Genomic DNA, 22139 nt, shown 5'->3' with positions numbered 1-22139 from the left:
GGCCTCAGCTGAGCTCGACCACCACGGGGGCGTGGTCGCTGGCGCCCTTGCCCTTGCGCTCCTCCCGGTCGATGCGCGCGCCGGCGACCCGGGCGGCCAGGGCGGGGGAGCCGAGCACGAAGTCGATCCGCATGCCCTCGCGCCGGGGGAAGCGCAGCTGGGTGTAGTCCCAGTAGGTGTAGACCCCCGGCCCGGGGGCGTGCGGCCGGACGACGTCGGCGTACCCGGCCTCGACGACGGCGCGGAACGCCGCGCGCTCGGGCTCGGAGACGTGCGTGGCGCCCGCGAAGACGCCGACGTCCCACACGTCGTCGTCCTGCGGGGCGATGTTCCAGTCGCCGACCAGGGCCACCTGCGCGCCGGCGTCCCCGGCCAGCCAGCCGGCCGCCGCCGTCCGCAGTGCGCCGAGCCACTCCAGCTTGTACCGGTAGTGCGGGTCGGCCAGCGTCCGGCCGTTGGGGACGTAGAGGCTCCACACCCGCACGCCGCCGCACGTGGCGCCCAGGGCGCGCGCCTCCGCGGCCGGCTCGGCGCCCTCCTTCGCCGACCACGACGGCATCCCGGGGAAGCCGACCTCGACGTCGGCCAGCCCGACGCGGGACAGCAGCGCCACGCCGTTCCACTGCGAGTGACCGACGTGCGCGACCTGGTAGCCGAGGTCGGTGAACCGCGACTCCGGGAATTGGTCGTCCCGGCACTTCGTCTCCTGCAGGGCGACGACGTCGACGTCCGAGCGCTGCAGCCAGGCGGCCACCCGGTCGGCGCGGGTGCGGATCGAGTTGACGTTCCAGGTGGCGAGACGCACGGGGACCCAGCCTAGGTGGCGCCCCCAGCGGCGCGCGGGCGTCCGCCGGATCCCCGGACCCGCTGCCGGATGGGAGCATGGGTCCGGTGAACGAGCAGGGAACGGGGAGAGGCGTGTGAGCGAGCACGACTGGGACGCCACGCGTCCCATCGGCCCGCGCCGCTCCCGCCCGCTGCCCCCGCCCCCCACCACGGCCCCGCCGGGGCCGGGGTCCGGATCACCGGACCGCGGCCGGGGGTTCCCCGCCGTGCTGGGCCTGACCGTGCTCAACGCCGTCCTGCCGGGCACGGCGTTCCTCGCGGCCGGCCGACGGCGGCTGGGTGCCGGCGTCCTCACGGTGACCCTGCTCCTGCTGGGCGTCGCCGTCTGGCTGGCCACCGCGGGCCGGCGGACCGCCGCGCAGGTCGCCGTCGACCCGACCGCCCTGCTCGGGGTCTTCGTCGCGATCGTCGTCCTGGGCCTGCTGTGGGCCGTCGTCGTCGTGGCCGGTCACCGGGCCCTGGTGCCGCCCCGGACGCCACGGTCGCGGCAGGTGGTCGGCGGCGTCCTCGTCGCCGCGCTCGTGGCCGCCGCGGCCTACCCGGTCGTCGCGGCCGGGCAGGTGGTCCTGGCCCAGCGGGCGCTCATCGGCGGCCTGTTCGCCGACCGGGAGTCGGCCACGGTCGACGCCGCCGACCCCTTCGGTGACCAGGAGCGGGTGAACGTGCTGCTGCTGGGTGGGGACGGTGGGGTGGGCCGCGACGGCGTGCGCACCGACACCGTCATCGTGGCCAGCATCGACACCGAGACCGGCGCGACCACGCTGTTCAGCCTGCCGCGCAACCTGCAGAACCTGCCCTTCCCCGCGGACAGCCCGCTCGCCGAGGTGTACCCGGACGGGTTCGACGCCGGCAGCGAGACCGAGAGCCTGCTCAACGCCGTCTACCGCAACGGCCCGGCGGAGTACCCCGACGCCCTCGGCCCCACCGACGACCCGGGCGCGGACTTCCTCAAGCTCGGGGTCGGTGCGGCGCTCGGCCTGGACATCGACTACTTCGTGCTCGTCAACCTCGACGGCTTCGCCCGGCTGGTCGACGCCCTCGGCGGGATCACCGTCAACGTCAACTACTGGGTCCCGGTGAACGGCAACCCCGGGACCGGCGAGCTGCCCGACGACTACATCGCCCCCGGTCCCGCCCAGCGCATGGACGGCGTCCGGGCGCTGGACTTTGCCCGCGGCCGGTTCGGGCTCACCGACTACGACCGGATGGCCCGTCAGCGCTGCACGATCGACGCGATCATCGACGCGGCCGACCCGGTGACCTTGCTGGAGCGCTACCAGGAGCTGGCCGCCACCACCCAGGACATCGTCAGCACCGACATCCCCCGGTCGGCCCTCGACGACTTCGTCGACGTCGCCTTCCTGGTCAAGGACGCCGAGGTGCGCAGCGTGGTGTTCGACGACACCGTGATCGACCCGGCCTACCCCGACTACGACGAGATCCGCGCGATCGTCGCCGAGGCCATCGACCCGGCGCCGACACCGGACGACGCCGTGACCGGCACGCCCACCCCGGCGCCCGCACCGAGCGCGGCGGCGACCCCGCCGTCCGCGGCGCCCGGAGGGGACGCGGCGACGGTCACCGACGTCACCGACGCCTGCGCCTACGACCCGGTCCGTGCCGCCGAGGCCCGCGCCGCGGGTGAACCGCCCAACCAGGCCGACTGAAACAGGACCTCCTCGCCCCCCACGCCTCGCTCCGCTCGGCGCGGGCCCCTGCGAGGGGACCGTTCCAGCACGTCACCTGCTCGGCGCGGGCCCCTGCGAGGGGGCCGTTCCAGCACGTCACCTGCTCGGCGCGGGCCCCTGCAGCGGGGCCGGGTCCGGAACGCCACCACCTAGGGTCGTGGGCATGACCCCACCCGCCGACGGCCGGGAGCGCCTCGTCGCCCTCCTCGCGGCGGGGATCGCCGCCGTCCTCCTGGTGTCGTCGGTGACCTGGTTTGCCAGCGACCGGGCGGTCATCGGCGTCGCCCAGCTGTTCCTCGGGGCCGTCCTGGCCGCCGTGGCGGCGCTGCTGTACCGGCGCGCGCAGCGCCGCTGAGCCCGCGACCGGCCAGGTCAGCCGCCCTGCACCGGCGCCTCGCCCACCACGGCACCGCTCGCGTCGAGGACCCGCACGGTGGCCGGAGCGGGCGGCACGTACGGCTCCACGCCGGCTCCGGCGACCAGCGGGACGGTGGTGGTCACCGTGCCGTCGGCCAGCAGCACCTCGGCGCGCACGCCGGTGCCCGGGCCGCTCACCGCGAGGGCCCGGCCGGTCGCCACCGCGACCACCCGGTCCAGCAGCGGCGCACCGGCCGGGGCCGGGTCGGTCATCGTGAGCTCGCTGCTCGAGCTCTGCACCGGGTCGACGAGCGGCCACTGGGTGGCCAGCGCGGTGGCGGTGGCCCCGGACGGGAACGTGACGCCCACCAGGACTGCCGTCCCGCCGCCTGGGGAGTCGCCGAGGTCCGCGGCCGCGAGGAGCGTCGGGGCGAGCTCGGCCGTGGGCGGCCGGTAGCTGCCCACCAGGGACTCCACGGCCGACCGCAGCAACTCCTCACCGACCCGGCCGCGCAGGCCCCGGGGGTCGGCGACGTCGACCGGGCGGTCCACCAGCTCGTCCGGGTACACGGTCCAGGCAGCCACCGCCGGCTGGGGGCGGCCGTCCCGCCGGACCTCCAGCTGCAGGCCGGCCGGCCAGGGCGGCCCGTCGAGGGCCAGCCCCCCGGCACCGCCGGGCATCGGCACCGGCTCCCACCGCTCGGTCACCTCACCGGTGGCCGTGACGTCCCGGCCGGTCAACGCCCGGGCCTCGTCCCCGGGGAGGCCGACGACCACGAGCACCGCGCCGTCGTCGTCCCGGGCGGCCCACAGCGAGATCGGGTCCGTCCGCGACAGCTGCCCCACCGAGGTGGCCAGCGACAGCCCGCCCGGCGCGGCACCGGGCGGGCCGGTGAACCAGGCGCCGTGCAGGCTGCCCCGCTGGTCGGGGCCGAGCACGAACGCCACTCGGGTGTCGCCCACGTCACCGGCGAAGGCCACCCGCCGGCTGTCCGGCGGGACCTCCGGGAGCTCGGCGAACGCCGTGGCCGGCAGGTCCGGCGGCACCCAGCCGAGCACGGCCACCTCCCGCAGCCACGCCGTGTCCCCGGCGAGCGAGCCGCGGGTGGGCTGGTCGTACAGGGACGGCAGCGGGTCGAGGGGCGGGCGGTCGGCGGGCGCCGCCGGCTGACCGCGGTCCTCGGCGACCAGGCCGGACACCGCCACCGGCACGCCGACCAGCACCAGCGCCGCGGCCGCGGCGGCGGCCGTGGCGACCAGCCGGGTGCGCCGCTGCCGGCGCGCCCGGGACCGCACCCGGTCGGCCAGGTCGTACGGCGCCGGCGGGACGTCGTCGGCGGTCGCGCGCAGCCCGCGGCGCAGCCGGTCCTCGAGGTCGGACCGCATGTCAGCACTCCTCGAGCAGGGCGGCGGGGGCGGGGTCGGCGAGCAGCAGGCGCAGCCGGGCGAGGCCGCGGACGGTCTGGCTGCGCACCGTGTGCACCGAGCAGCCCAGGGCGTCCGCGGTGGCGGCCTCGCTGAGGTCCTCGGCGTAGCGCAACACCAGGACGGCGCGCATCCGCGGCGGGAGGGTGGCCAGCGCGTCGGCGACCCGCTCGCGCTCGGCGACGTCCTCGGTGGCGTCCGGGCCGGCCGGCTCCGCGGCGGGCAGCGCGACGACCTCCTGGGAGCTGCGCAGCCGCCACCAGCCGGCCGCGGTGGTCACCAGGATGCGGCGCACGTAGGGGTAGGGGTCCTCGCCGGCGATCCGTGACCACCGGCGGTAGGCCTTCACCAGAGCCGTCTGCAGCAGGTCCTCGGCGTGCCCGCGGTCGCGGCTGAGCAGCACCGCGGTGCGCAGCAGCTCGCCGGACCGTGCGGCGACGAACGCCTCGAAGGCCGCCTCGTCTCGTGCTCTCACCCGTTCCCCCTCGTCGTCACCCCTCCGACGCGCGGGCGGGCCGCGGACGAACGCCGCCGTGACCTGATCGTGACCGGGTGCCGTCCGCCGGGGCGGTGCCGGTCGGCGTTTCGGGCCCGGTGTGACGGGCACCACGCCGCTGGGACGGCGCCCAGCCCGGAGCGCCGGGGACGGAGGCGACGTGCAGATCGACAAGGTGAAGCTCGTGCAGCTGCTGCGCGGCGAGGGTGACAACGACACCGCCGAGAAGGTGGACGCGCAGCTGCCCGACCAGATCGACACGCAGCGCGACAGTGACGCCCTGTCCGCCGTCGGCCTCGACCAGGCCACCCTGCAGGGCAAGCTCGCCGGCGGCGCGATCGGCGGCAGCATGGCGATGTGAGCAGCGCGGCGGTGTGAGCCGTGCAGCGCCGTGAGGCCGGCCCCGCGGTGCGGGACCGGCCTCACCCGCTCGCCCCGTCCGGGGCACCGCCCCGAGCCGGTGAGGGTGGGGAGGACGAGTCCTTCCTCAGCCGGCGCTGTCCTCGGCCGGCTTCCGCGCCCGGGTCCGCTCCTCGCTCGCTGGCGCTCGCTGCGATGCTCCCCGGGCTGTCAGCCGGCGCTGTCCTCGGCCGGCTTCCGCGCCCGGGTCCGCTCCTCGCTCGCTGGCGCTCGCTGCGATGCTCCCCGGGCTGTCAGCCGGCGCTGTCCTCGGCCGGCTTCCGCGCCCGGGTCCGCTCCTCGCTCGCTGGCGCTCGCTGCGATGCTCCCCGGGCTGTCAGCCGGCGCTGTCCTCGGCCGGCTTCCGCGCCCGGGTCCGCTCCTCGCTCGCTGGCGCTCGCTGCGATGCTCCCCGGGCTGTCAGCCGGCGCTGTCCTCGGCCGGCTTCCGCGCCCGGGTCCGCTCCTCGCTCGCTGGCGCTCGCTGCGATGCTCCCCGGGCTGTCAGCCGGCGCTGTCCTCGGCCGGCTTCCGCGCCCGGGTCCGCTCCTCGCTCGCTGGCGCTCGCTGCGATGCTCCCCGGGCTGTCAGCCGGCGCTGTCCTCGGCCGGCTTCCGCGCCCGGGTCCGCTCCTCGCTCGCTGGCGCTCGCTGCGATGCTCCCCGGGCTGTCAGCCGGCGTAGGGGCGCTCCCGCGCCAGCTCCTCCTTGGCCACGCCGCGGATGTGCACGGCGTCGGGGCCGTCGACGATCCGCAGCGTCCGCGCGCTGGCGTAGAAGCGGGCCAGCACGGTGTCGTCGCTGACGCCCGCCCCGCCGTGCAGCTGGATCGCCCGGTCGATGACGTCGAGGGCGACCCTCGGGGTGGCCACCTTGATGGCCGAGATCTCGGTGCGGGCGCCCTTGGCGCCGTACTTGTCGATCAGGTCCGCGGTCTTGAGCACGTAGAGGCGGGCCTGGTCGATCTCCATCCGGGACAGGGCGATCGCCTCGCGCACGGTGCCCTGCTCGGACAGCGGGCGGCCGAAGGCCACCCGCGCCTTGGACCGCTCGACCATGAGCGCCAGCGCTCGTTCGGCCATGCCGATGGCCCGCATGCAGTGGTGGATCCGGCCGGGGCCCAGCCGCGCCTGGGCGATCATGAAGCCGTCGCCCTCGCCGGCCAGGATGTTGCTGACCGGCACGCGCACGTCGGTGAACCGCAGTTCGGAGTGGCCGTGCTGGTCCTGGTAGCCGAAGACCGGCAGGTGCCGGACGATCTCCAGCCCCGGGGTGTCGCGGGGCACCAGCACCATCGACTGTTGCCGGTGCGGGGCGCCGTCGGGGTCGGTCTTGCCCATCACGATGAAGATGGCGCAGCGGTCGTCGGCCGAGCCGGTGATCCACCACTTGCGGCCGTTGATGACGTAGTCGTCGCCGTCGCGGACGATCGAGGTCTGGATGTTGCGGGCGTCGGAGGACGCGACGTCGGGCTCGGTCATCGCGAAGCCAGACCGGATCTCCCCCTCGAGCAGGGGCTCCAGCCAGCGCTCCTTCTGCTCGGCGGTGCCGAACATCATGAGTGTCTCCATGTTGCCGGTGTCCGGGGCACCGCAGTTGGTGACCTCGGGGGCGATCACCGGCGACCAGCCCATGACCTCGGCGACCGAGGCGTACTCGAGGTTGGTCAGCCCGCCGAGCTCGTGGTGGAAGAGGTTCCACAGGCCCCGCTTGCGGGCCTCGACCTTCAGCTCGTCCAGCACCGGCGGGTGCTCGTGGTTCTCGTGGCCGCGTTCCTTGCGCCAGCTCTCGTACCCCGGCTCGGCGGGGAAGACCTGCTCGCGCATGAAGTCCCACATCCGGCCGCAGACGTCCTCGGCTCGTGCGGAGAGGGCGAAGTCCATGGGGGCAAGGTAGAGGGCGCCGTGACCGGCGTCTCCCCGGGGTCCGCACGCGCCGGAGGCCGGGCCCCTCGTAGGACCCGGCCCCGGGACGCGCTGGAACCGGCCCCCTCGCAGGGACCCACCGCGAGCTCGCGAGCGGTGGGGGGCGAGGGGGTCCTTCTTCAGACGCGCGTGCTGTGGTCGCCGACGCCGGTCCGCACCGGGCCCAGGGCGATGAGCAGACCCACCGCCGCGGTGGCGATGTGCAGGACGTTGTCCGCGGCGTTGAGGCTCAGGAAGTCCCAGGTCTGGCCGATGGCGATCAGCCCGTAGACGAACGCGGCGCCGTAGCCGACGGCCAGCAGCCAGCCGTAGGTGCGCGCCCCGGCCAGGGTGCGGGCGAGCACCAGCCCGGCCACACCGATCAGGATGTGCACCACGTTGTGCATGCCGTTGATCTCGAAGAACAGCAGCTGCTCGCCGGTGTCGTGGGCGAAGAAGTCGTCGACACCGGTGATGAAGAAGCCGACGACGCCCACCAGCAGGTAGACGGCGCCGAACGCCAACGCCAGGAGCTCCGGCCAGGTCCGCGCTCCACCGTTCGTGTTGCCCGCCGCAGCGGTCATCGTGTCCTCCAGTGTCCGGTCCGTCGTCAGGAGACGACGGCTCAGTCGGTGCGGTACCCCCCGCTCACAAGCCGAACGCAGAGTCACCCGTTCAGGGTGGGCGTGTCGCCCGGGTGGGCGACCCCGCCGTCGGACCGTCGGGGTCACCGCACCCGTGGTTCGACCCGTGACGTCCGGACGGTTCGGTGAACGGAGCCCGGGCCGGCGGCGTATCCCCAGGACGGGTGACGGCCCGGGCCCCGCGCACCACGGGGGAGCACGGGGCCGGGTCCGTCACCCCTAGGACGTGGCAGCGGTCAGCGCGGGGTGGGCCGGGGACGGCGGACGACGAACGGGCCGATGGCCAGCAGGTCGACCGGCGCGGAGCCGAAGCACTCCAGGGCGTCGCGCGGGTCGTCGACCATCGGCCGCCCGGCGGTGTTCAGGCTGGTGTTGACCACCACCGGGATGCCGGTGCGCCGCTCGAAGGCCGAGATCATCCGGTGCACCAGCGGCTCGGTCTCCCGGTCGATGGTCTGGATCCGCGCCGTCCCGTCGACGTGGGTGACCGTGGGGATGCGGTCGCGCCACTCGGGGGCGACGTCGTGCACGAAGAGCATGTACGGCGAGGGGACCGGCCCCCGGCTGAAGATCTCCGGCGCCCGCTCGAGCAGCACCATCGGCGCGACCGGGCGGAACTGCTCGCGGCCCTTGACGTCGTTCATCCGCTCCAGGTTGGCCTCGTGGCCGGGGTGGGCCAGCAGCGAGCGGTGACCCAGCGCGCGGGGGCCGTACTCCGAGCGGCCCTGGAACCACGCCACGATCCCGTTGTCGGCCAGCACCTCGGCGACGGCCTCGGCGACGTCGTCGGGCCGCTCGTAGTCGATGGCGGCGGTGTCCAGCCACCGCTGGACCTCCTCGTCGGTCCAGCCGCGGCCCAGTGCGGCACCCGGCATCGGCTCGGTGCGCTCGCCGAGCTCGTGCGCGACGTGCAGGGCGGCACCCAGCGCCGTCCCGGCGTCGCCGGCGGCCGGCTGCACCCAGACCTCCTCGAACGGGGTCTCGGCGAGGACGCGGGTGTTGGCCACGCAGTTGAGGGCGACGCCGCCGGCCATCGTGAGCGTCTCCTCCCCGGTCTGCTCGTGCACCCAGCGGGCGAGGTCGACGAGCACCTCCTCCAGGCGCGTCTGCAGGCTGGCGGCGAGGTCGGCGTGCGCCTCGGTCCAGTCGTCGCCCTTGGCCAGGCGCGGGGCGAACTCGGCGAAGTCGACCCGCTCGGTCACGAACCCGCCGTCGCCGGTGGCCCGGACCAGCTCCGAGAGCTCACCGAGGAACCGCGGCTTGCCGTAGGAGGCCATCGCCATGACCTTGAACTCGTCGGAGCTGCGCAGGAAGCCGAGGTGGTCGGTGAGCTCCTCGTACAGCAGGCCCAGCGAGTGGGGGAGTGCCTGCCCGGCCAGCACCTCCAGCTGCCCGTCGACGTAGCGGCCGGCCAGGTGGCTGTGCGCCTCGCCGCGGCCGTCGAGCACCAGGACGGCGTTGTCCCGCTGCGGGGCGGCCTTGCCCGCGGAGGCGGCGTGCGCGACGTGGTGCGCGACGAACCGCACCCTCGCCGGGTCCAGGCCGGGCAGCGCGTGGGCGAGGAAGTCCGGCGCCATCTCGGCGTAGCGCTTGCGCATCGTGTCGCCGTCATCGAACAGCCCGGACTCCTCCGGCGTGCCCATGAGCGCCGGGTCGAAGGAGTAGGCGACGGCGTCGAGCTCCTCGGGACGGACGCCGGCGTGCCGCAGGCACCAGGCCGCCGACAGCTCGGGCAGCTCCCAGGCGCTCCACGGCAGCGGGCGCTTGCCGTGCTTGCGCCGGCTGAACCGCTCCTCCTCCGCCGCGGCCACGACCCGGCCGTCGACGACGAGGGCCGCCGACGGGTCGTGGTAGATGGCGTTGATGCCCAGGACCTTCACGCGTGCACTCCTCCCGCCGGGCACGTCGCCCGCTCGTCCTCCCCGATCATGATCGGCATCCCGCCGTCCCGCAGCGCGGGGCCCTCGCTCAGGTGTCCCGCCGGGCGAGCAGGCCGTGCTCCAGGACGGCGGCCAGCGCCAGTGTCTTGTAGCCGACCTGGTCGAAGAGGACGACGACCCGGTCGCCCTCGACCCGCATGACCACGCCGGGCCCCCACTCGGCGTGCTGCACCGGGGTCTGCACCGGGAAGGGCGTCGCGCCGTCGTCCGGCGGCGCGCAGGACAGCCCGGCCGCGCAGGTGTCGCAGTTGCCGCACGGCCGGTCCAGCTGCTCGCCGAAGTAGCCGAGCAGGAACTGCCGCCGGCACTGGGTGGTCTCGGCGTAGCCGCGCATCATCTCCACGCGGCTCTGGTCGACCCGCTGGTGGTGCTCGGCCAGCTCGCGGGCGGCCGCCGCGGCCTCGCCGGGCGCGGGCGCGTCCTCCGCCGGGTGGGCGGCGCCGTCCTCGTCGAGGACGACGGCCGACACCTGCTCGAGCAGGTTGAGGTCGCGGGCCAGCGGGCTGGCGGCCCGGCCGGTCTCCTCGCGCAGCTGACCGACGGCGACGCCGTCCTCGAGGCCGGCGGCCTCGGCGGCGCCGACCAGCCCGGCGACCTGCTGCAGCTCCTCCTCGGCGGGGACGCCGGCGGCGAAGAACTTCCGGATGCCCAGGTCCTCCTGGCGGTAGACCAGCACCGCCAGCGCCGGCTGCCCGTCGCGGCCGGCCCGGCCGATCTCCTGGTAGTAGCTGTCCACGGAGTCCGCGGGTTCGGCGTGCACGACGAAGCGGGTGTCGGGCTTGTCGATGCCCATGCCGAAGGCGGTGGTGGCGACCACGACGTCCAGCTCGTCGGCCATGAACGCGCGCTGGGTGTCCTCCCGGTCGGCCCTCCGCAGGCCCGCGTGGTACGGCCGCACCCGCAGCCCGCGCTCGGTGAGCGCGTCCGCGACGGACTCGGTGCCCTTGCGCGTGGCGCTGTAGACGATCCCCGGCACCCGGCCCTCGCCGACCAGCCCGGTGACCCGGTCGAGCACGGCCCGGTCCTTGCCGGCCGCGTCGGCGTGCCGCTCGACCTCCAGGCGGATCTCCGGGCGGTCGAAGCCGGCGACGACGACGTGCGCGTCGCGCATGTGCAGCCGCTCCACGATCTCCGCGCGCACCGGTGGGGCGGCGGTCGCGGTGAGGGCGAGCACCGTCGGGTGGCCCAGCTGCTCGACCACGCCGCCCAGGCGCAGGTAGTCGGGGCGGAAGTCGTGACCCCAGGCGGAGACGCAGTGCGCCTCGTCGACGACGAACAGGGCGGGTCGCGCCTGCGTGATCGCCTCGACCACCTCCGGCTTGGTCAGCTGCTCGGGCGCGAGGAAGAGGTGGCGGACCGTCCCGTCCGCCAGTCCCTCCAGGGCGGCGCGCTGCTCCCGGGCGGGGAGGGTGGAGTTGAGCTGGGCGGCCTGCCCGGCCAGTCCGTCGAGCTCGGCGAGCCGGTCGACCTGGTCGCGCTGCAGCGCGATCAGCGGTGACACGACCAGCACCGGCCCGTCGACCAGTTCCCCGGCGACCTGGTAGACCGCCGACTTGCCGGCGCCCGAGGGCAGCACCGCGAGGGTGTCGCAGCCGGCGACGACGGCCTGCATCGCCTCCTCCTGTCCCGGCCGGAAGTCCTCGTAGCCGAGCAGGTCGCGGGCGACCCGGCGGATGCGGCGGGTGCGGACGGAGGGCGACGCCCCGGCGGGGTTCCTCTGGTCGGTGCGGGGCACCGGCACCCGCTTCCCGCGGCCGGAGATCGGCAAACCGCCTCGTTGGTGTCACTCCATCGACCTGCTCTGCGGCTCGGCGCGTCCCGACGGACGACGAGCCCGGTGGGCGACCACTAGCGTCCTCGCCGTGAGCGCCCGCTACCGGATCGCCGAGGCAGCGGGCCTGCTCGGCGTCAGCGACGACACGGTGCGCCGCTGGATCGACAGCGGCCGGCTGCCCGCGTCCCGCGACGGCGGTGGCCCGGCGCACGTGGACGGCGCCGACCTCGCCCGGCTGGCCGCCTCGCTGCACGACGCGCCCGAGCCCGGCGCGACCCGCGGTTCGTCGGCGCGCAACCGGCTGACCGGCATCGTCACCCGCGTCGTCCGGGACACCGTGATGGCCCAGGTGGAGATCCAGGCCGGGCCGTTCCGGGTGGTCTCGCTGATGTCGCGGGAGGCGGCCGACGAGCTGGGGCTGGACGTCGGCGTGCGCGCCGTGGCGACGGTCAAGGCCACCCAGGTCAGCGTCGACGTCCCCTGAGCGCAGCTGCGGAGATCTGCCCGATCGGGTGGTCGCGTCTGCGCCGTCCTCGGCGCTAGAGTCCCGCAGGTGCGGACCGCACGTGTCCGCCGGAGGAGGTTCCGTGTCCCGACGCGTCGTGGTGCCGGTGCTGGCCGCGCTGCTGCTCGCGGGTTGCGGTGGCTCGTCCGGCGGGGCGGCCACGCCGTCACCCGCGGGCGACGGTGCCGCGGGGGACGCGCTGTCCGGGACCCTCACCGTCTTCGCCGCCGCCTCGCTGACCGACGTCTTCACCGACCTGGGCGGCCGGCTGGAGGTCGAGCACCCCGCGCTGGACGTGCAGTTCAACTTCGCCGCCAGCACGGCGCTGGCCACCCAGGTCCTCCAGGGCGCCCCGGCCGACGTCTTCGCCAGCGCCGCGGAGCCGCAGATGGACCGCGTCGCGGACGCGGGACTGGTCGACGCACCCGAGGTCTTCGCAGCCAACGAGCTCATGCTCGTCGTCCCGCCCGACGACCCGGCCGCCGTCCGGCCGCCGCAGGGAGCCGGCATCCCCCGGCTGGCGGACCTGGTCCGCGACGACCTCACCATGGCCGTCTGCGCCCTGGAGGTCCCCTGCGGTGCCGCTGCGGCCGAGGTGCTCGGTGCGGCCGGGATCGAGGACGTCCCCGACACGTACGAGGAGGACGTCCGGGCGGTGCTCACCAAGGTGCAGCTCGGTGAGGTCGACGCCGGCCTGGTGTACGTCTCCGACGTGCACGCCGCGGGCGACAGCGTCCTGGCCTACGCGTTCACCGAGTCCGTGCTGGCACGCAACCGCTACCCGATCGGCGTCCTGGGGAGTGCGCCGAACCCCGAGGCGGCCCGGGCCTTCGTCGACCTGGTCCTGAGCGAGGAGGGCCGACAGGTGCTGCGGGACGCCGGTCTGCAGGAGCCGTGAGGCGGGGGGCCGGCGTCCCGCTCCCGCTGCTCGTCCCCGCCCTGCTGGCGGTCGCCTTCCTGGTGCTGCCGCTGCTCGGCCTGGTCGTCCGCGCGCCGTGGGGCGAGCTGTGGCCGCAGCTGTCCACCCCCGCCGTCGGGCAGGCGCTGCGGTTGTCCCTGGTCTCGGCGACCCTGGCCACCCTGGTCTCCGTCGTGCTCGGCGTGCCGTTGGCCTGGGTGCTGGCCCGCTCGCGGGTGCGCGGCCGCTCGGTGCTGCGCGCGCTGGTCACCGTGCCGCTGGTGCTGCCCCCGGTGGTCGGCGGTGTGGCGCTGTTCCTGGTGCTCGGCCGGCAGGGCCTGGTCGGTGCCTGGCTGGACGACGCCTTCGGCCTGACCATCCCGTTCACCACCACCGCGGTGGTCATCGCGGAGACCTTCGTCGCGATGCCCTTCCTGGTCATCAGCGTCGAGGGCGCGCTGCGTGCCGCCGACGCCCGCTTCGAGGACGCCGCCGCCACCCTGGGTGCCGACCGGTGGACGACGTTCCGCCGGGTCACCCTGCCGCTGGTCGCCCCCGGCGTGGCGGCCGGGGCGGTGCTGTGCTGGGCGCGCGCGCTGGGCGAGTTCGGCGCCACGATCACCTTCGCCGGCAACTTCCCGGGTACGACGCAGACGATGCCGCTGGCGGTCTACCTGGCCCTGCAGCGCGACCCGCAGGCGGCGGTGGTGCTGTCCCTGGTGCTGCTCGCCGTCTCGCTGGCCACCCTGCTCCTGCTGCGCGACCGCTGGCTGTCCCGGGCCGGTGCCGCGGCGTGAGCCTGGCCGCCTCGGTCACCGTGGCCCGCGGGCCGATGACCGTCGGGCTCGACGTGGCCGTCGCCGACGGGGAGGTGCTCGCCGTCCTCGGGCCGAACGGCGCGGGCAAGTCGACGCTGCTGCGGGTGCTGGCCGGGCTGCTGCGCCCGGACGACGGGCGGGTCGTCGTCGGCACGGACGTGTGGGTGGACGTCGCCGCCGGCGTACACCTGCCGGCGCACGAGCGGCGCCTGGGCATGGTCTTCCAGGACCACCTGCTCTTCCCGCACCTGTCGGTCACCGACAACGTCGCCTTCGGGCTGCGCACCCGGGGCGTCCGCAAGCACGCCGCGCGCGCGACGGCACGGGAGTGGCTGGCGCGGGTGGGCGTCGCCGACCTCGCCGACCGGCGGCCCGGCCAGCTCTCCGGCGGGCAGGCGCAGCGGGCCGCGCTGGCCCGCGCGCTGGTCGGTGACCCGGCGCTGCTGCTGCTCGACGAACCCCTGTCGGCGCTGGACGCGCGCACCCGGCTCACCGTCCGCGCCGAGCTGCGCCGCCACCTGGCCGACTACGGCGGCAGCACGGTGCTGGTCACCCACGACCCGGTCGACGCGATGGCGCTGGCCGACCGGGTCGTCGTCGTGGAGGAGGGGCGCGTCGTGCAGGCCGGCACGCCCGCCGACGTCAGCCGCCACCCGCGCACCGACTACGTGGCCCGGCTGGTCGGCCTGGCGCTGCTGCCGGGCACCGGCGAGGGCGGGTCCGTCCGGCTGGAGGGCGGCGGCCGGGTGGCGGTGGCCGAGCCGAGTGCGGGGCCGGTGTTCGTCGCCGTCCGCCCCGAGTCGGTGGCGCTCTACCCCTCCCGGCCCGACGGCAGCCCGCGCAACGTCTGGCCGGCCCGGCTGGTCGCGGCCACCCCGCACGGCTCGACGGTGCGCTGCGAGCTGGCCGGTGAGGTGCCGCTGATCGCCGACGTCACCGCCACCGCCTTCGCCGAGCTGGGCCTGGCCCCCGGCACGCCGGTGTGGGCGTCGGTCAAGGCCTCCGAGGTCGCGGTCTACGAACGCTGAGAGGGTGACGGGCATGAGCACGGTCGCGGGAGTGGTCCTCGCCGCGGGCGGTGGGCGCCGCTACGGGATGGCCAAGGCGCTGGTCGAGTACGGGGGCAGCCTGCTGGTCGAGCGGGCGGTGCGGACGGCGCGCGCGGTGTGCGACCCGGTGCTCGTCGTCCTCGGCGCCCGGGCGGTCGACGTCTGGCGGACGGCGGACCTCGACGGCGCCACCGTGCTGGCCAACCGCGACTGGGAGACCGGGATGGCGTCCTCGCTGCGCACCGGGCTGGACGGCCTGCGCGGCTGGCCCGTGGCGGCGGGGCGGCGGGGTGGGGGAGCGATCGACGCGGCGCTGGTCACCCTGGTGGACATGCCAGGCATGACGCCGGAGGCCCTGGCCGCGCTCGCCGCGCACGCCGCCCCGGACGCGCTGGCGGTCGCCACCTACGACGGCGTCCGCGGGCACCCGGTGCTGATCGGCCGCGACCACTGGGCCGGTGTCGTGGCGACGGCGACCGGCGACGAGGGCGCCCGCCGGTACCTCGCCACGCACCCGGTCACCGAGGTCGACTGCACCGGCCTGGCCGATCCGGCCGACCTCGACGTGCCCCCGGGGGAGGTACCGTCGGCGCCGTGATCGCCAGGCCCCTGATCGCCGCAGTCGTCGACGCGCCGCTGTCGGTCGCCGAGCACGAGGACGCCGTGGCCGACAAACGGGCCGGAGCGGTCGTGTCCTTCGCCGGCGTGGTCCGCGACCACGACGGCGGGCGCTCGGTCACCGAGCTGGAGTACGTCGGCCACCCGAGCGCCGCGCAGGTGATCACCGAGCTGGCGGAGGAGTTCGCCGCCCGCCCCGACGTGCACGCCGTCGCCGTCTCCCACCGGGTGGGCCTGCTCGCCATCGGCGACGTCGCGCTGGCCTGCGCGGTGAGCACCTCGCACCGCGGCCAGGCGTTCGCCGCCTGCGCGGAGCTCGTCGACCTGGTGAAGGAGCGGCTGCCGATCTGGAAGCGGCAGGTCTTCACCGACGGCGAGGAGGAGTGGGTCGCCTGCCCCTAGGGACGCCGGTCCCCGCTCAGTACGCGTCGACCAGGACGACCTCGAACGGGCCGGCGTCGGTGAGCTCGAACTGGGCGTTGACCGCCGCCAGGCCGCCGCGCCACAGGATGGCCGTCGTCGGCACCTGGAAGTCCTCGTCGGTGATGACCTCCTCGACCGTGCCGGAGGCGAGGTCCTCGGCCAGGTCGATCCGGGAGACCTGGTTGACCCGGTTCTGCACCACCCACACCCGGCCGTCGCGGTACTCGACGCCGTCGGCGTTGGGCAGCGGACCTCCGACGTCGATGCGGGCGCTGTCGCCGGTGGCCGGGTCGACGGTGTACAGCGCCTGGTTCGTGGAGTGCGCGACGACGAGCACCCGGCCGTACCGCGCGTCGGCGATGCCGTTGAGGTTGAACTGCCCGGACAGCTCGGCCGCGGGGCCGTCCAGCTGCAGCGTCCGGGCCTCACCGGGCCGGCCGTGGTGGTCGACCGGCACGAAGTACAGCTGCGCGGCGCGGCTGTCGGTGAACCAGGCGCCGTCCCGGGTCACCGCCACGTCGTTGACGAACGAGCCCGTCGTCCCGCCCAGCTGGTAGGTGGCCACCGTCGTGCCGGAGCGGGTGTCGTAGACGTACGCCTGGCCGGTGGGGCCGCCGGCGACGAAGAGCAGTCCGTTCTCCGGGTCGGTGTCCATGCCGACCGCGACGCGGCCCTCGGGTGCGTCGATGAACAGCTCGGCGGTGCCGCGGCGCAGGTCCCCGCGGTACACGTCGCCGTCGCTGAGGTCCCCGGCGTAGAAGGTGTCGTCACCGCCGGGCGCGATGCCCTCGGCCCCTCCGGCGCCCGGGAGCTCGATGACCTCGGTGTCGGCTGCGGCGTCGGTCCACGGCCGGTCGGTCCACGTCCGGTCGGTCGCGGCGGCGGGGACGGTGGTGGCAGCGAGCGTGGCGAGGGCGGTCCCGACCAGGACCACCCCCCGGGTCGTCGTCCGGCGGGGGAGCGCGGGACCGGGCATGCGGGCCTCCTGGGTGCAGCGGGTCCACCCCACCGTGGCACGGCGGCACCCGGCCCGCAGCCCGGTCGCCGGGGCGGGTCAGGCCCGGACGGGGTCCCCGCCGTCGTCCCGGTGGCCGTCCGCGCCGCCGTGCCCGCCGTCCTGCCCGCGTTCGGCGGCGGCGACCTCGGCCTCGCCCTCGATGCGGTGCGCCTCCCCGTGCAGCTGCGCGGCGGCGTCCCCGTGGGACTCGCCGTACACCTCCTCGGCGCGGCCGACCAGCTCGTCGACCTTGCCCTTCGCCTTGTCCCAGGTGCTCATGCACCCATTCTGCGAGCAGCGGACCGCGACGGCGGGGTTCACCCCCCCGCGAAGGGGGGCAGCACGTCGACCACCGCGCCGGGTGCCAGCGTGTGCGACCGGTCGCGCGTCTGGGTGCCGTCCACGAGGAACGAGCAGGCGGTGAGCACCCGCTCCAGCCGCTCGCCGTGCGCGTCGGCGATCTGGCCGACGAGCTCGGCCAGCGTGCCGGCGTCCCGGGTCTCGGTCTCCACGCCGGCGGCCGCGCGGGCCCCGGCGAAGTACCGCACGGTGACCAGCGATGTCACGGTCCGCCTCCACCCGGCGGAGCCGGCAGGTCGACAGAGCGGCTCACGGCGCTCAGCCCCCGATCGCGGACATCGGCCGGGTCGGCTGCAGGAAGCTCGGGTCGTCGATGCCGTGGCCGGGCAGCTTGCCCAGGGTGGCGATCCGCCAGCGGTCGGCGATCTCGGCGTCGGTGGCGCCGTCGCGCAGCGCCGTCCGCAGGTCGGACTCCTCGCGGGCGAACAGGCAGTTCCGCACCTGCCCGTCGGCGGTCAGCCGGGTGCGGTCGCAGCTGCCGCAGAACGAGCGGGTCACCGAGGCGATGACGCCGACGGTCGCCGGGCCGCCGTCCACCAGCCACCGCTCGGCCGGCGCGGACCCGCGCTCCTCGGTGTCGGGCGTGAGGGTGTGCGCCGCCGACAGCCGCTCGAGGATGTCCTCGGCGGTGACCATCTCACCGCGCGTCCAGGCGTGGTGGGCGTCCAGCGGCATCTGCTCGATGAAGCGCAGCTCGTAGCCGTGCTCCAGGCAGAAGTCCAGCAGCGGGACGGCGTCGGCCTCGTTCATGCCGCGCAGCAGGACGGCGTTGACCTTGACCGGGGTGAGCCCCGCGCGCTGCGCGGCGGCCAGGCCGGCGAGCACGTCGTCGAGGCGGTCGCGGTGGGTCAGCTGCTTGAAGCGGGCGCGGTCGACGGTGTCCAGGCTGCAGTTGATCCGGTCCAGGCCCGCGGCGGCCAGCGCGGGCGCCACCCGGGCCAGGCCGATCGCGTTGGTCGTGAGGCTGACCTCCGGCCGCGGGCGCAGCGCGGTGGCCGCAGCCACGATGCCGACCAGGCCGGGGCGCAGCAGCGGTTCCCCGCCGGTGAAGCGGACCTCGCGGATGCCCAGGTGCTCCACGCCGATGCGGACCAACCGGACGAGCTCCTCGTCGGTGAGCACCTCCACCTTGGGCAGCCAGTCCAGGCCCTCCGGCGGCATGCAGTAGGTGCAGCGCAGGTTGCACCGGTCGGTCAGCGAGACCCGCAGGTCGGTGGCCACCCGGCCGTGCCGGTCCACCAGCCCACCGGTCCCGGGGGTGGGGTCCGGACGGCGGAGCACCGGGTCCGGGAGCGGGTTGGTCGAGGTCACGCCTGCGAATGTAGTGCCGACCGGGGACGGCGTGCCGTTCCCCGGACGGGGGTCCCGGTGGCGCCCGGGTGGCCGGGAACGCGGGAGCGGACCGGCGCGGTCCGTTGTTACCGTCGCAGTGCCACCCGAGGGACCGGCGGCCCCACCCCGCACTCGCCCGTGGCCAGGAAGCCCGAGACGCCCCGTGTCCGTGTTCAGCCCCTACGCCCGCCTGTTCGCCGTCCCCGGGTCGCGGGCGTTCTCCTTCGCCGGCTGGGTCGCCCGGCTGCCCATCCCGATGCTGGGTCTGGGTGCGGTGCTGCTGGTCGCCGCCGAGACCGGCAGCTACGGGTTGGCCGGCGCGGTCAGCGGCACGCTGGCGCTGAGCTTCTCCGTGGCCAGCCCGCAGTGGGCCCGGGCGATGGACCGCCGCGGGCAGGGCGCCGTCCTGCGGGTCGCCATGACCGGCTACCTGGTCTCCGGGGTGGCCTTCGTCGCCGCGGTCACCGCCGGGGCGCCGCGGTGGAGCTGGTTCGTGCTGGCCGCGCTGGTCGGAGCCAGCGGGCCGAACATCGGCTCGCTGGTGCGTGCCCGGTGGGCGCAGGCGCTGGCCGAGCCGGACCGCCGGCAGACCGCGTTCGCCCTGGAGGCGGTCGTCGACGAGGTCGTGTTCGTCGTGGGCCCGCCGCTGGTGACGCTGCTGGCCACGCTCGTCGCCCCGCCCGCGGGCTTCCTCACCGGCATCACCCTCGGCGCGGCCGGCGGGTTCTGGCTGGCCCGCCAGCGCGCCACCGAGCCCCCGGCCTCGCCCGCCGACCCGGCGGCGCCGTCCCGGCGGTGGGCCGCGCTGAACGCGAGCGTGCTGGTCGTGGCGGTGACCTACGCGGCGGTCGGCACGGTCTTCGGCGCGATGGACGTCGTCGTGGTGGGCTTCGCCGACGAGCAGGGCGTCCCCGCGCTGGCCGGCCTGGCGCTGGCCGTCTACGCCTTCGGCAGCCTGCTCGCCGGCCTGCTCTACGGCGTCGCCCGGCTGCCCGGGACGCTGGCCGCGCGCTTCCTGGCCACCGCGGTCGCCTTCGGGCTGGCCGCCCAGGTGCTGTGGGCCGTGGGGTCGCTGCCGGTGCTGGTGGTCGCCGGCTTCCTCGCCGGCACCGCCATCGCGCCGGTGCTGGTCTCGGGGACGTCGCTGGTCGAGTCGCGGGTGCCGCGGACCGCGCTCACCGAGTCCCTGTCCTGGACGACCACCGGGCTCACCCTCGGCGTCACGGCCGGGTCCGCGCTGGCCGGGGCCGCCGTCGACGCGTGGGGCGCGCAGGCGGCCTTCGCCGTCCCGGCGGTCGCGGCGGGGCTGGCGGCGCTGGTCGCGCTGGCCGGCGCGCCGCTGCTGCGCGACCGGCGGGCCGCTGTGACCAGCCCCCGGGTTGAGCACTCGGCTGCCGGGTAGGCCGTAGCCCGGCAGGTTGCGCGCCACCTGGTGCGCCCGCCCGCGACCGAGAGGAGCCCCTGTGGCCAGCGTGCCCACGATCCGCCTGAACAACGGCGTCGAGATCCCCCAGCTGGGCTTCGGTGTCTACCAGGTCCCGCCGGAGGACACCGCCGAGGCCGTCTCCACCGCCCTGGAGATCGGCTACCGGCACATCGACACCGCCGAGATGTACGGCAACGAGAAGGGTGTCGGCGAGGCCGTCGCGCGCTCGGGCCTGGACCGCGGCGAGGTCTTCGTCACCAGCAAGCTGAACAACGGCTTCCACGCCCGGGACGACGCCCTGCGCGCCTTCGACCAGTCCCTGGCCGACCTGGGCTTCGAGTACCTGGACCTGTTCCTCGTCCACTGGCCGCTGCCGGGGATCGACGTCGACTACGTCGAGACGTGGAAGGCCATGGAGGAGATCTACGCCAGCGGCCGCGCCAAGGCCATCGGCGTCTCCAACTTCCAGGTCCACCACCTGCGCCGGCTGTTCGGCGAGACCGACGTGCGCCCCGCGGTCAACCAGGTCGAGGTGCACCCCTACCTGGCCAACGACGAGCTGCGCGCCTTCGACGCCGACCACGAGATCGTCACCGAGGCCTGGTCGCCGATCGCGCAGGGCAAGGTGCTCGACGACCCGGCGGTCGTGCGGGTGGCCGAGCGCTACGCGCGCACCCCGGCCCAGGTCGTGCTGCGGTGGCACGTGCAGCGCGGCGACGTGGTGTTCCCCAAGTCGGTGAACCGCGAGCGGATGCAGCAGAACGCCGAGCTGTTCGACTTCCAGCTCGACGGTGACGCGATGGGCGACCTGAGTGCGCTGGACCGCGGCGAGCGCACCGGCCCGGACCCGGACACCTTCAACTACATCCCCGGCTGAACCTGCTGTCGGAGGCTGGGAGCGCAGGAAACCTGCGCTGCCAGCCTCCGTTGCGACCCCTCAGCGCACCCCGGCGCGGAGCAGGGCGGCCCGCACCATCGCCAACACGGCCTCGCCGTCCACGCCTGCCGTCCGGGCCTGGACGGCGAGGTCGTCGGCCTGCCGCTGCAACCGGTCCCGGGCCGGAGCGCTGGGCCGGCCGCCGGTGACCACGGTGCCGGTGCGCCGCCGGCTGGCCACCAGGCCCGCGGCCTCCAGCTCGGCGTAGGCGCGGGCGACGGTCCCGGTGGCGACGCCGAGGTCGGCGGCCAGCGCGCGCATGGTGGGCAGCCGGGCGCCCTCGGCCAACAGCCCCGCGTCGACGTAGGCGGCGATCTGACTGCGGATCTGCTCGTACGGCGGGGTCGCGGCACCGACGTCGACGGTGATGTCCAGCCCGGCCACCGGCGTCACGCCGGGACCGCCTGTTCGCCCGCCGGTACCCGGGGTGCCCGGGTGCACAGCACCACCGCGGCGGCCAGCAGGGCGGTGAACCCGCACGCGGCGGTCAGCAGCCCGAGGAGGGCGACCAGTTCGCGGCCGGACGACGACCCGACCGTCCACAGCGCGCGACCGGAGACCCCGAGCAGCCCGCCGCTGACCGTCAGAGAGGCCCCGACGGCCCCGCGCAGCACGCGGTGCGCCGACGCCACCCGCAGGGCCGCCTCGATGCGGTCGTCCTGGGTGGCCACGGCGGGCCGGTTCGCGACCACCCACAGCGCGCCGGCCGTCGCGGCGGCCAGCAGGAGCAGCCCGACCGCTGCCGGAGTGCCGTAGACGGGTCCGGCGAACGGGCTCGCGGTGACCTCGAAGGGCGGGTCGTCGACCACGAGGCTGCGGCCGTCCGGAGCAGCCACGAGCGATCCGGCGAGGACCGTGGTCGTCGCTGCGACCGCGCTGACCGCCGCCATCCGCAGCAGCCACCGGGGTGCGGCGTCCAGCAGCCCGCGCCGTTCGAGGCGAGCCCGGCGCACCGCTCCGTCCGGACGCGGCCAGGTCAGCTCCGCGACGGCCAGCACCGCGGTGTGCACCAGCCCGAAGGTGACCGGCACCAGGAGAGCCGTGACCCCCAGGCTGCCGGGTGCCGCGGCGTGCTCGAGGCGGGTGGTGCCGATCCAGACGCCGGCGGCGGCCCCCAGGAGGACGGCGGCGGCCGACCCCACGCGGGCGTGCGCCCGGGCGCCGGCCACGGCCGCCTCCCGGCTGGGCGGGGAGCGCCGGACGACACCGGTGACGACCAGCGCCATCACGCCCGCGAGGACCGGTAGCAGCAGGAGCACGCTCACGGCCGTCCCGCCTCTCTCAATCAGCCAGGTGATTGAGACA

At 75.7% G+C, this 22139-nt stretch carries 24 protein-coding genes; 11 read left to right on the top strand and 13 right to left on the bottom strand.

What is annotated here, in order from left to right; all coding sequences use genetic code 11:
* Positions 1–4: 4 nt before the first annotated feature.
* On the bottom strand, positions 5–805 hold the full coding sequence (locus RTG05_RS21625) for an exodeoxyribonuclease III (protein ID WP_166526821.1): 801 nt from the start codon (positions 803–805) through the stop codon (positions 5–7).
* A gap of 115 nt (positions 806–920) precedes the next feature.
* Between RTG05_RS21625 and RTG05_RS21620 the strand changes: the two genes are divergently transcribed.
* Positions 921–2513 (top strand): LCP family protein, encoded by a 1593-nt coding sequence (locus RTG05_RS21620; protein WP_166526820.1) that lies wholly within the window; start codon positions 921–923, stop codon positions 2511–2513.
* 184 nt (positions 2514–2697) lie between these two features.
* Positions 2698–2889 (top strand): hypothetical protein, encoded by a 192-nt coding sequence (locus RTG05_RS21615; protein WP_166526819.1) that lies wholly within the window; start codon positions 2698–2700, stop codon positions 2887–2889.
* Between the two features lie 17 nt (positions 2890–2906).
* On the opposite strand, the gene RTG05_RS21610 is transcribed toward RTG05_RS21615, so the two are convergent.
* Both RTG05_RS21610 and RTG05_RS21605 read right to left on the bottom strand, forming a co-directional pair.
* Positions 2907–4277, bottom strand: coding sequence for a hypothetical protein (locus tag RTG05_RS21610; protein WP_166526818.1), 1371 nt, complete (start codon positions 4275–4277; stop codon positions 2907–2909).
* 1 nt (position 4278) lies between these two features.
* Positions 4279–4791, bottom strand: coding sequence for a SigE family RNA polymerase sigma factor (locus RTG05_RS21605; RefSeq protein WP_166526817.1), 513 nt, complete (start codon positions 4789–4791; stop codon positions 4279–4281).
* A 181-nt stretch (positions 4792–4972) separates the two neighbouring features.
* Between RTG05_RS21605 and RTG05_RS21600 the strand changes: the two genes are divergently transcribed.
* Positions 4973–5173, top strand: coding sequence for a hypothetical protein (locus tag RTG05_RS21600; protein WP_166526816.1), 201 nt, complete (start codon positions 4973–4975; stop codon positions 5171–5173).
* 707 nt (positions 5174–5880) lie between these two features.
* Here RTG05_RS21600 and RTG05_RS21595 read toward each other — a convergent pair.
* The 4 genes from RTG05_RS21595 to RTG05_RS21580 all read right to left on the bottom strand — a co-directional run bounded on the left by RTG05_RS21595 (position 5881) and on the right by RTG05_RS21580 (position 11465).
* Positions 5881–7092: an acyl-CoA dehydrogenase family protein gene (locus RTG05_RS21595; protein ID WP_166526815.1), complete on the bottom strand. Its 1212-nt coding sequence runs from the start codon at positions 7090–7092 to the stop codon at positions 5881–5883.
* A gap of 161 nt (positions 7093–7253) precedes the next feature.
* Positions 7254–7697 (bottom strand): DUF4383 domain-containing protein, encoded by a 444-nt coding sequence (locus RTG05_RS21590; RefSeq protein ID WP_166526814.1) that lies wholly within the window; start codon positions 7695–7697, stop codon positions 7254–7256.
* A gap of 296 nt (positions 7698–7993) precedes the next feature.
* Positions 7994–9637, bottom strand: coding sequence for a carbamoyltransferase family protein (locus tag RTG05_RS21585; protein ID WP_166526813.1), 1644 nt, complete (start codon positions 9635–9637; stop codon positions 7994–7996).
* Positions 9638–9725: 88 nt separating this feature from the next.
* The gene (locus RTG05_RS21580) at positions 9726–11465 is read right to left on the bottom strand and encodes a RecQ family ATP-dependent DNA helicase (protein ID WP_315912133.1); all 1740 of its coding nucleotides are present in this window, start codon (positions 11463–11465) and stop codon (positions 9726–9728) included.
* 94 nt (positions 11466–11559) lie between these two features.
* Between RTG05_RS21580 and RTG05_RS21575 the strand changes: the two genes are divergently transcribed.
* The 6 genes from RTG05_RS21575 (at position 11560) to RTG05_RS21550 (ending at position 15761) form a co-directional block, all read left to right on the top strand.
* Positions 11560–11955, top strand: coding sequence for a TOBE domain-containing protein (locus tag RTG05_RS21575; RefSeq protein ID WP_166526812.1), 396 nt, complete (start codon positions 11560–11562; stop codon positions 11953–11955).
* 103 nt (positions 11956–12058) lie between these two features.
* Positions 12059–12874 carry a molybdate ABC transporter substrate-binding protein gene (gene modA, locus RTG05_RS21570; RefSeq protein ID WP_166526811.1) on the top strand — a complete coding sequence of 272 codons (816 nt, stop codon included), beginning with the start codon at positions 12059–12061 and terminating at the stop codon, positions 12872–12874.
* Positions 12871–13671: an ABC transporter permease gene (locus RTG05_RS21565; protein ID WP_166526810.1), complete on the top strand. Its 801-nt coding sequence runs from the start codon at positions 12871–12873 to the stop codon at positions 13669–13671. The genes modA and RTG05_RS21565 overlap by 4 nt, the downstream gene beginning before the upstream one ends.
* Positions 13668–14720 (top strand): ABC transporter ATP-binding protein, encoded by a 1053-nt coding sequence (locus RTG05_RS21560; protein ID WP_208104707.1) that lies wholly within the window; start codon positions 13668–13670, stop codon positions 14718–14720. Before RTG05_RS21565 ends, RTG05_RS21560 begins: the two co-directional genes overlap by 4 nt.
* A 13-nt stretch (positions 14721–14733) precedes the next feature.
* The gene (locus RTG05_RS21555) at positions 14734–15339 is read left to right on the top strand and encodes a nucleotidyltransferase family protein (RefSeq protein ID WP_166526809.1); all 606 of its coding nucleotides are present in this window, start codon (positions 14734–14736) and stop codon (positions 15337–15339) included.
* Complete coding sequence (locus tag RTG05_RS21550) at positions 15336–15761, top strand: molybdenum cofactor biosynthesis protein MoaE (RefSeq protein WP_315912132.1); 426 nt, start codon at positions 15336–15338, stop codon at positions 15759–15761. Before RTG05_RS21555 ends, RTG05_RS21550 begins: the two co-directional genes overlap by 4 nt.
* 16 nt (positions 15762–15777) lie before the next feature.
* Here the strand turns inward: RTG05_RS21550 and RTG05_RS21545 are convergent, their stop codons facing one another.
* The 4 genes from RTG05_RS21545 to moaA form a co-directional block, all read right to left on the bottom strand.
* Complete coding sequence (locus tag RTG05_RS21545) at positions 15778–16758, bottom strand: SMP-30/gluconolactonase/LRE family protein (protein ID WP_166526808.1); 981 nt, start codon at positions 16756–16758, stop codon at positions 15778–15780.
* A 78-nt stretch (positions 16759–16836) separates the two neighbouring features.
* Positions 16837–17058: a hypothetical protein gene (locus RTG05_RS21540; RefSeq protein WP_166525603.1), complete on the bottom strand. Its 222-nt coding sequence runs from the start codon at positions 17056–17058 to the stop codon at positions 16837–16839.
* 38 nt (positions 17059–17096) lie between these two features.
* On the bottom strand, positions 17097–17345 hold the full coding sequence (locus tag RTG05_RS21535) for a MoaD/ThiS family protein (RefSeq protein ID WP_166526807.1): 249 nt from the start codon (positions 17343–17345) through the stop codon (positions 17097–17099).
* A gap of 52 nt (positions 17346–17397) precedes the next feature.
* Positions 17398–18450: a GTP 3',8-cyclase MoaA gene (gene moaA / locus RTG05_RS21530; protein WP_208104706.1), complete on the bottom strand. Its 1053-nt coding sequence runs from the start codon at positions 18448–18450 to the stop codon at positions 17398–17400.
* Positions 18451–18634: 184 nt separating this feature from the next.
* On the opposite strand from moaA, the gene RTG05_RS21525 reads away from it, so the two are divergent.
* Both RTG05_RS21525 and RTG05_RS21520 read left to right on the top strand, forming a co-directional pair.
* Complete coding sequence (locus tag RTG05_RS21525) at positions 18635–19873, top strand: MFS transporter (RefSeq protein ID WP_166526806.1); 1239 nt, start codon at positions 18635–18637, stop codon at positions 19871–19873.
* A 61-nt stretch (positions 19874–19934) separates the two neighbouring features.
* Positions 19935–20774 carry an aldo/keto reductase gene (locus RTG05_RS21520; RefSeq protein WP_166526805.1) on the top strand — a complete coding sequence of 280 codons (840 nt, stop codon included), beginning with the start codon at positions 19935–19937 and terminating at the stop codon, positions 20772–20774.
* 60 nt (positions 20775–20834) lie between these two features.
* Here the strand turns inward: RTG05_RS21520 and RTG05_RS21515 are convergent, their stop codons facing one another.
* Both RTG05_RS21515 and RTG05_RS21510 read right to left on the bottom strand, forming a co-directional pair.
* Complete coding sequence (locus tag RTG05_RS21515) at positions 20835–21227, bottom strand: GntR family transcriptional regulator (RefSeq protein WP_208104705.1); 393 nt, start codon at positions 21225–21227, stop codon at positions 20835–20837.
* Complete coding sequence (locus tag RTG05_RS21510) at positions 21224–22099, bottom strand: hypothetical protein (RefSeq protein ID WP_166526804.1); 876 nt, start codon at positions 22097–22099, stop codon at positions 21224–21226. Before RTG05_RS21510 ends, RTG05_RS21515 begins: the two co-directional genes overlap by 4 nt.
* Positions 22100–22139 lie beyond the last annotated feature (40 nt).

Source organism: Geodermatophilus sp. DSM 44513 (assembly GCF_032460525.1).
Lineage (GTDB): Bacteria > Actinomycetota > Actinomycetes > Mycobacteriales > Geodermatophilaceae > Geodermatophilus.
This window is presented reverse-complemented; position numbering and strand designations above follow the sequence as displayed.

What these genes read in the sequence shown, in the direction of transcription:
- RTG05_RS21615 (WP_166526819.1), top strand. Translation starts at nt 2,698, where the DNA reads ATGACCCCACCCGCCGACGGCCGGGAGCGCCTCGTCGCCCTCCTCGCG.
- RTG05_RS21540 (WP_166525603.1), bottom strand. Translation starts at nt 17,058, where the DNA reads ATGAGCACCTGGGACAAGGCGAAGGGCAAGGTCGACGAGCTGGTCGGC.
- RTG05_RS21545 (WP_166526808.1), bottom strand. Translation starts at nt 16,758, where the DNA reads ATGCCCGGTCCCGCGCTCCCCCGCCGGACGACGACCCGGGGGGTGGTC.
- RTG05_RS21555 (WP_166526809.1), top strand. Translation starts at nt 14,734, where the DNA reads ATGAGCACGGTCGCGGGAGTGGTCCTCGCCGCGGGCGGTGGGCGCCGC.
- RTG05_RS21595 (WP_166526815.1), bottom strand. Translation starts at nt 7,092, where the DNA reads ATGGACTTCGCCCTCTCCGCACGAGCCGAGGACGTCTGCGGCCGGATG.
- RTG05_RS21610 (WP_166526818.1), bottom strand. Translation starts at nt 4,277, where the DNA reads ATGCGGTCCGACCTCGAGGACCGGCTGCGCCGCGGGCTGCGCGCGACC.
- RTG05_RS21590 (WP_166526814.1), bottom strand. Translation starts at nt 7,697, where the DNA reads ATGACCGCTGCGGCGGGCAACACGAACGGTGGAGCGCGGACCTGGCCG.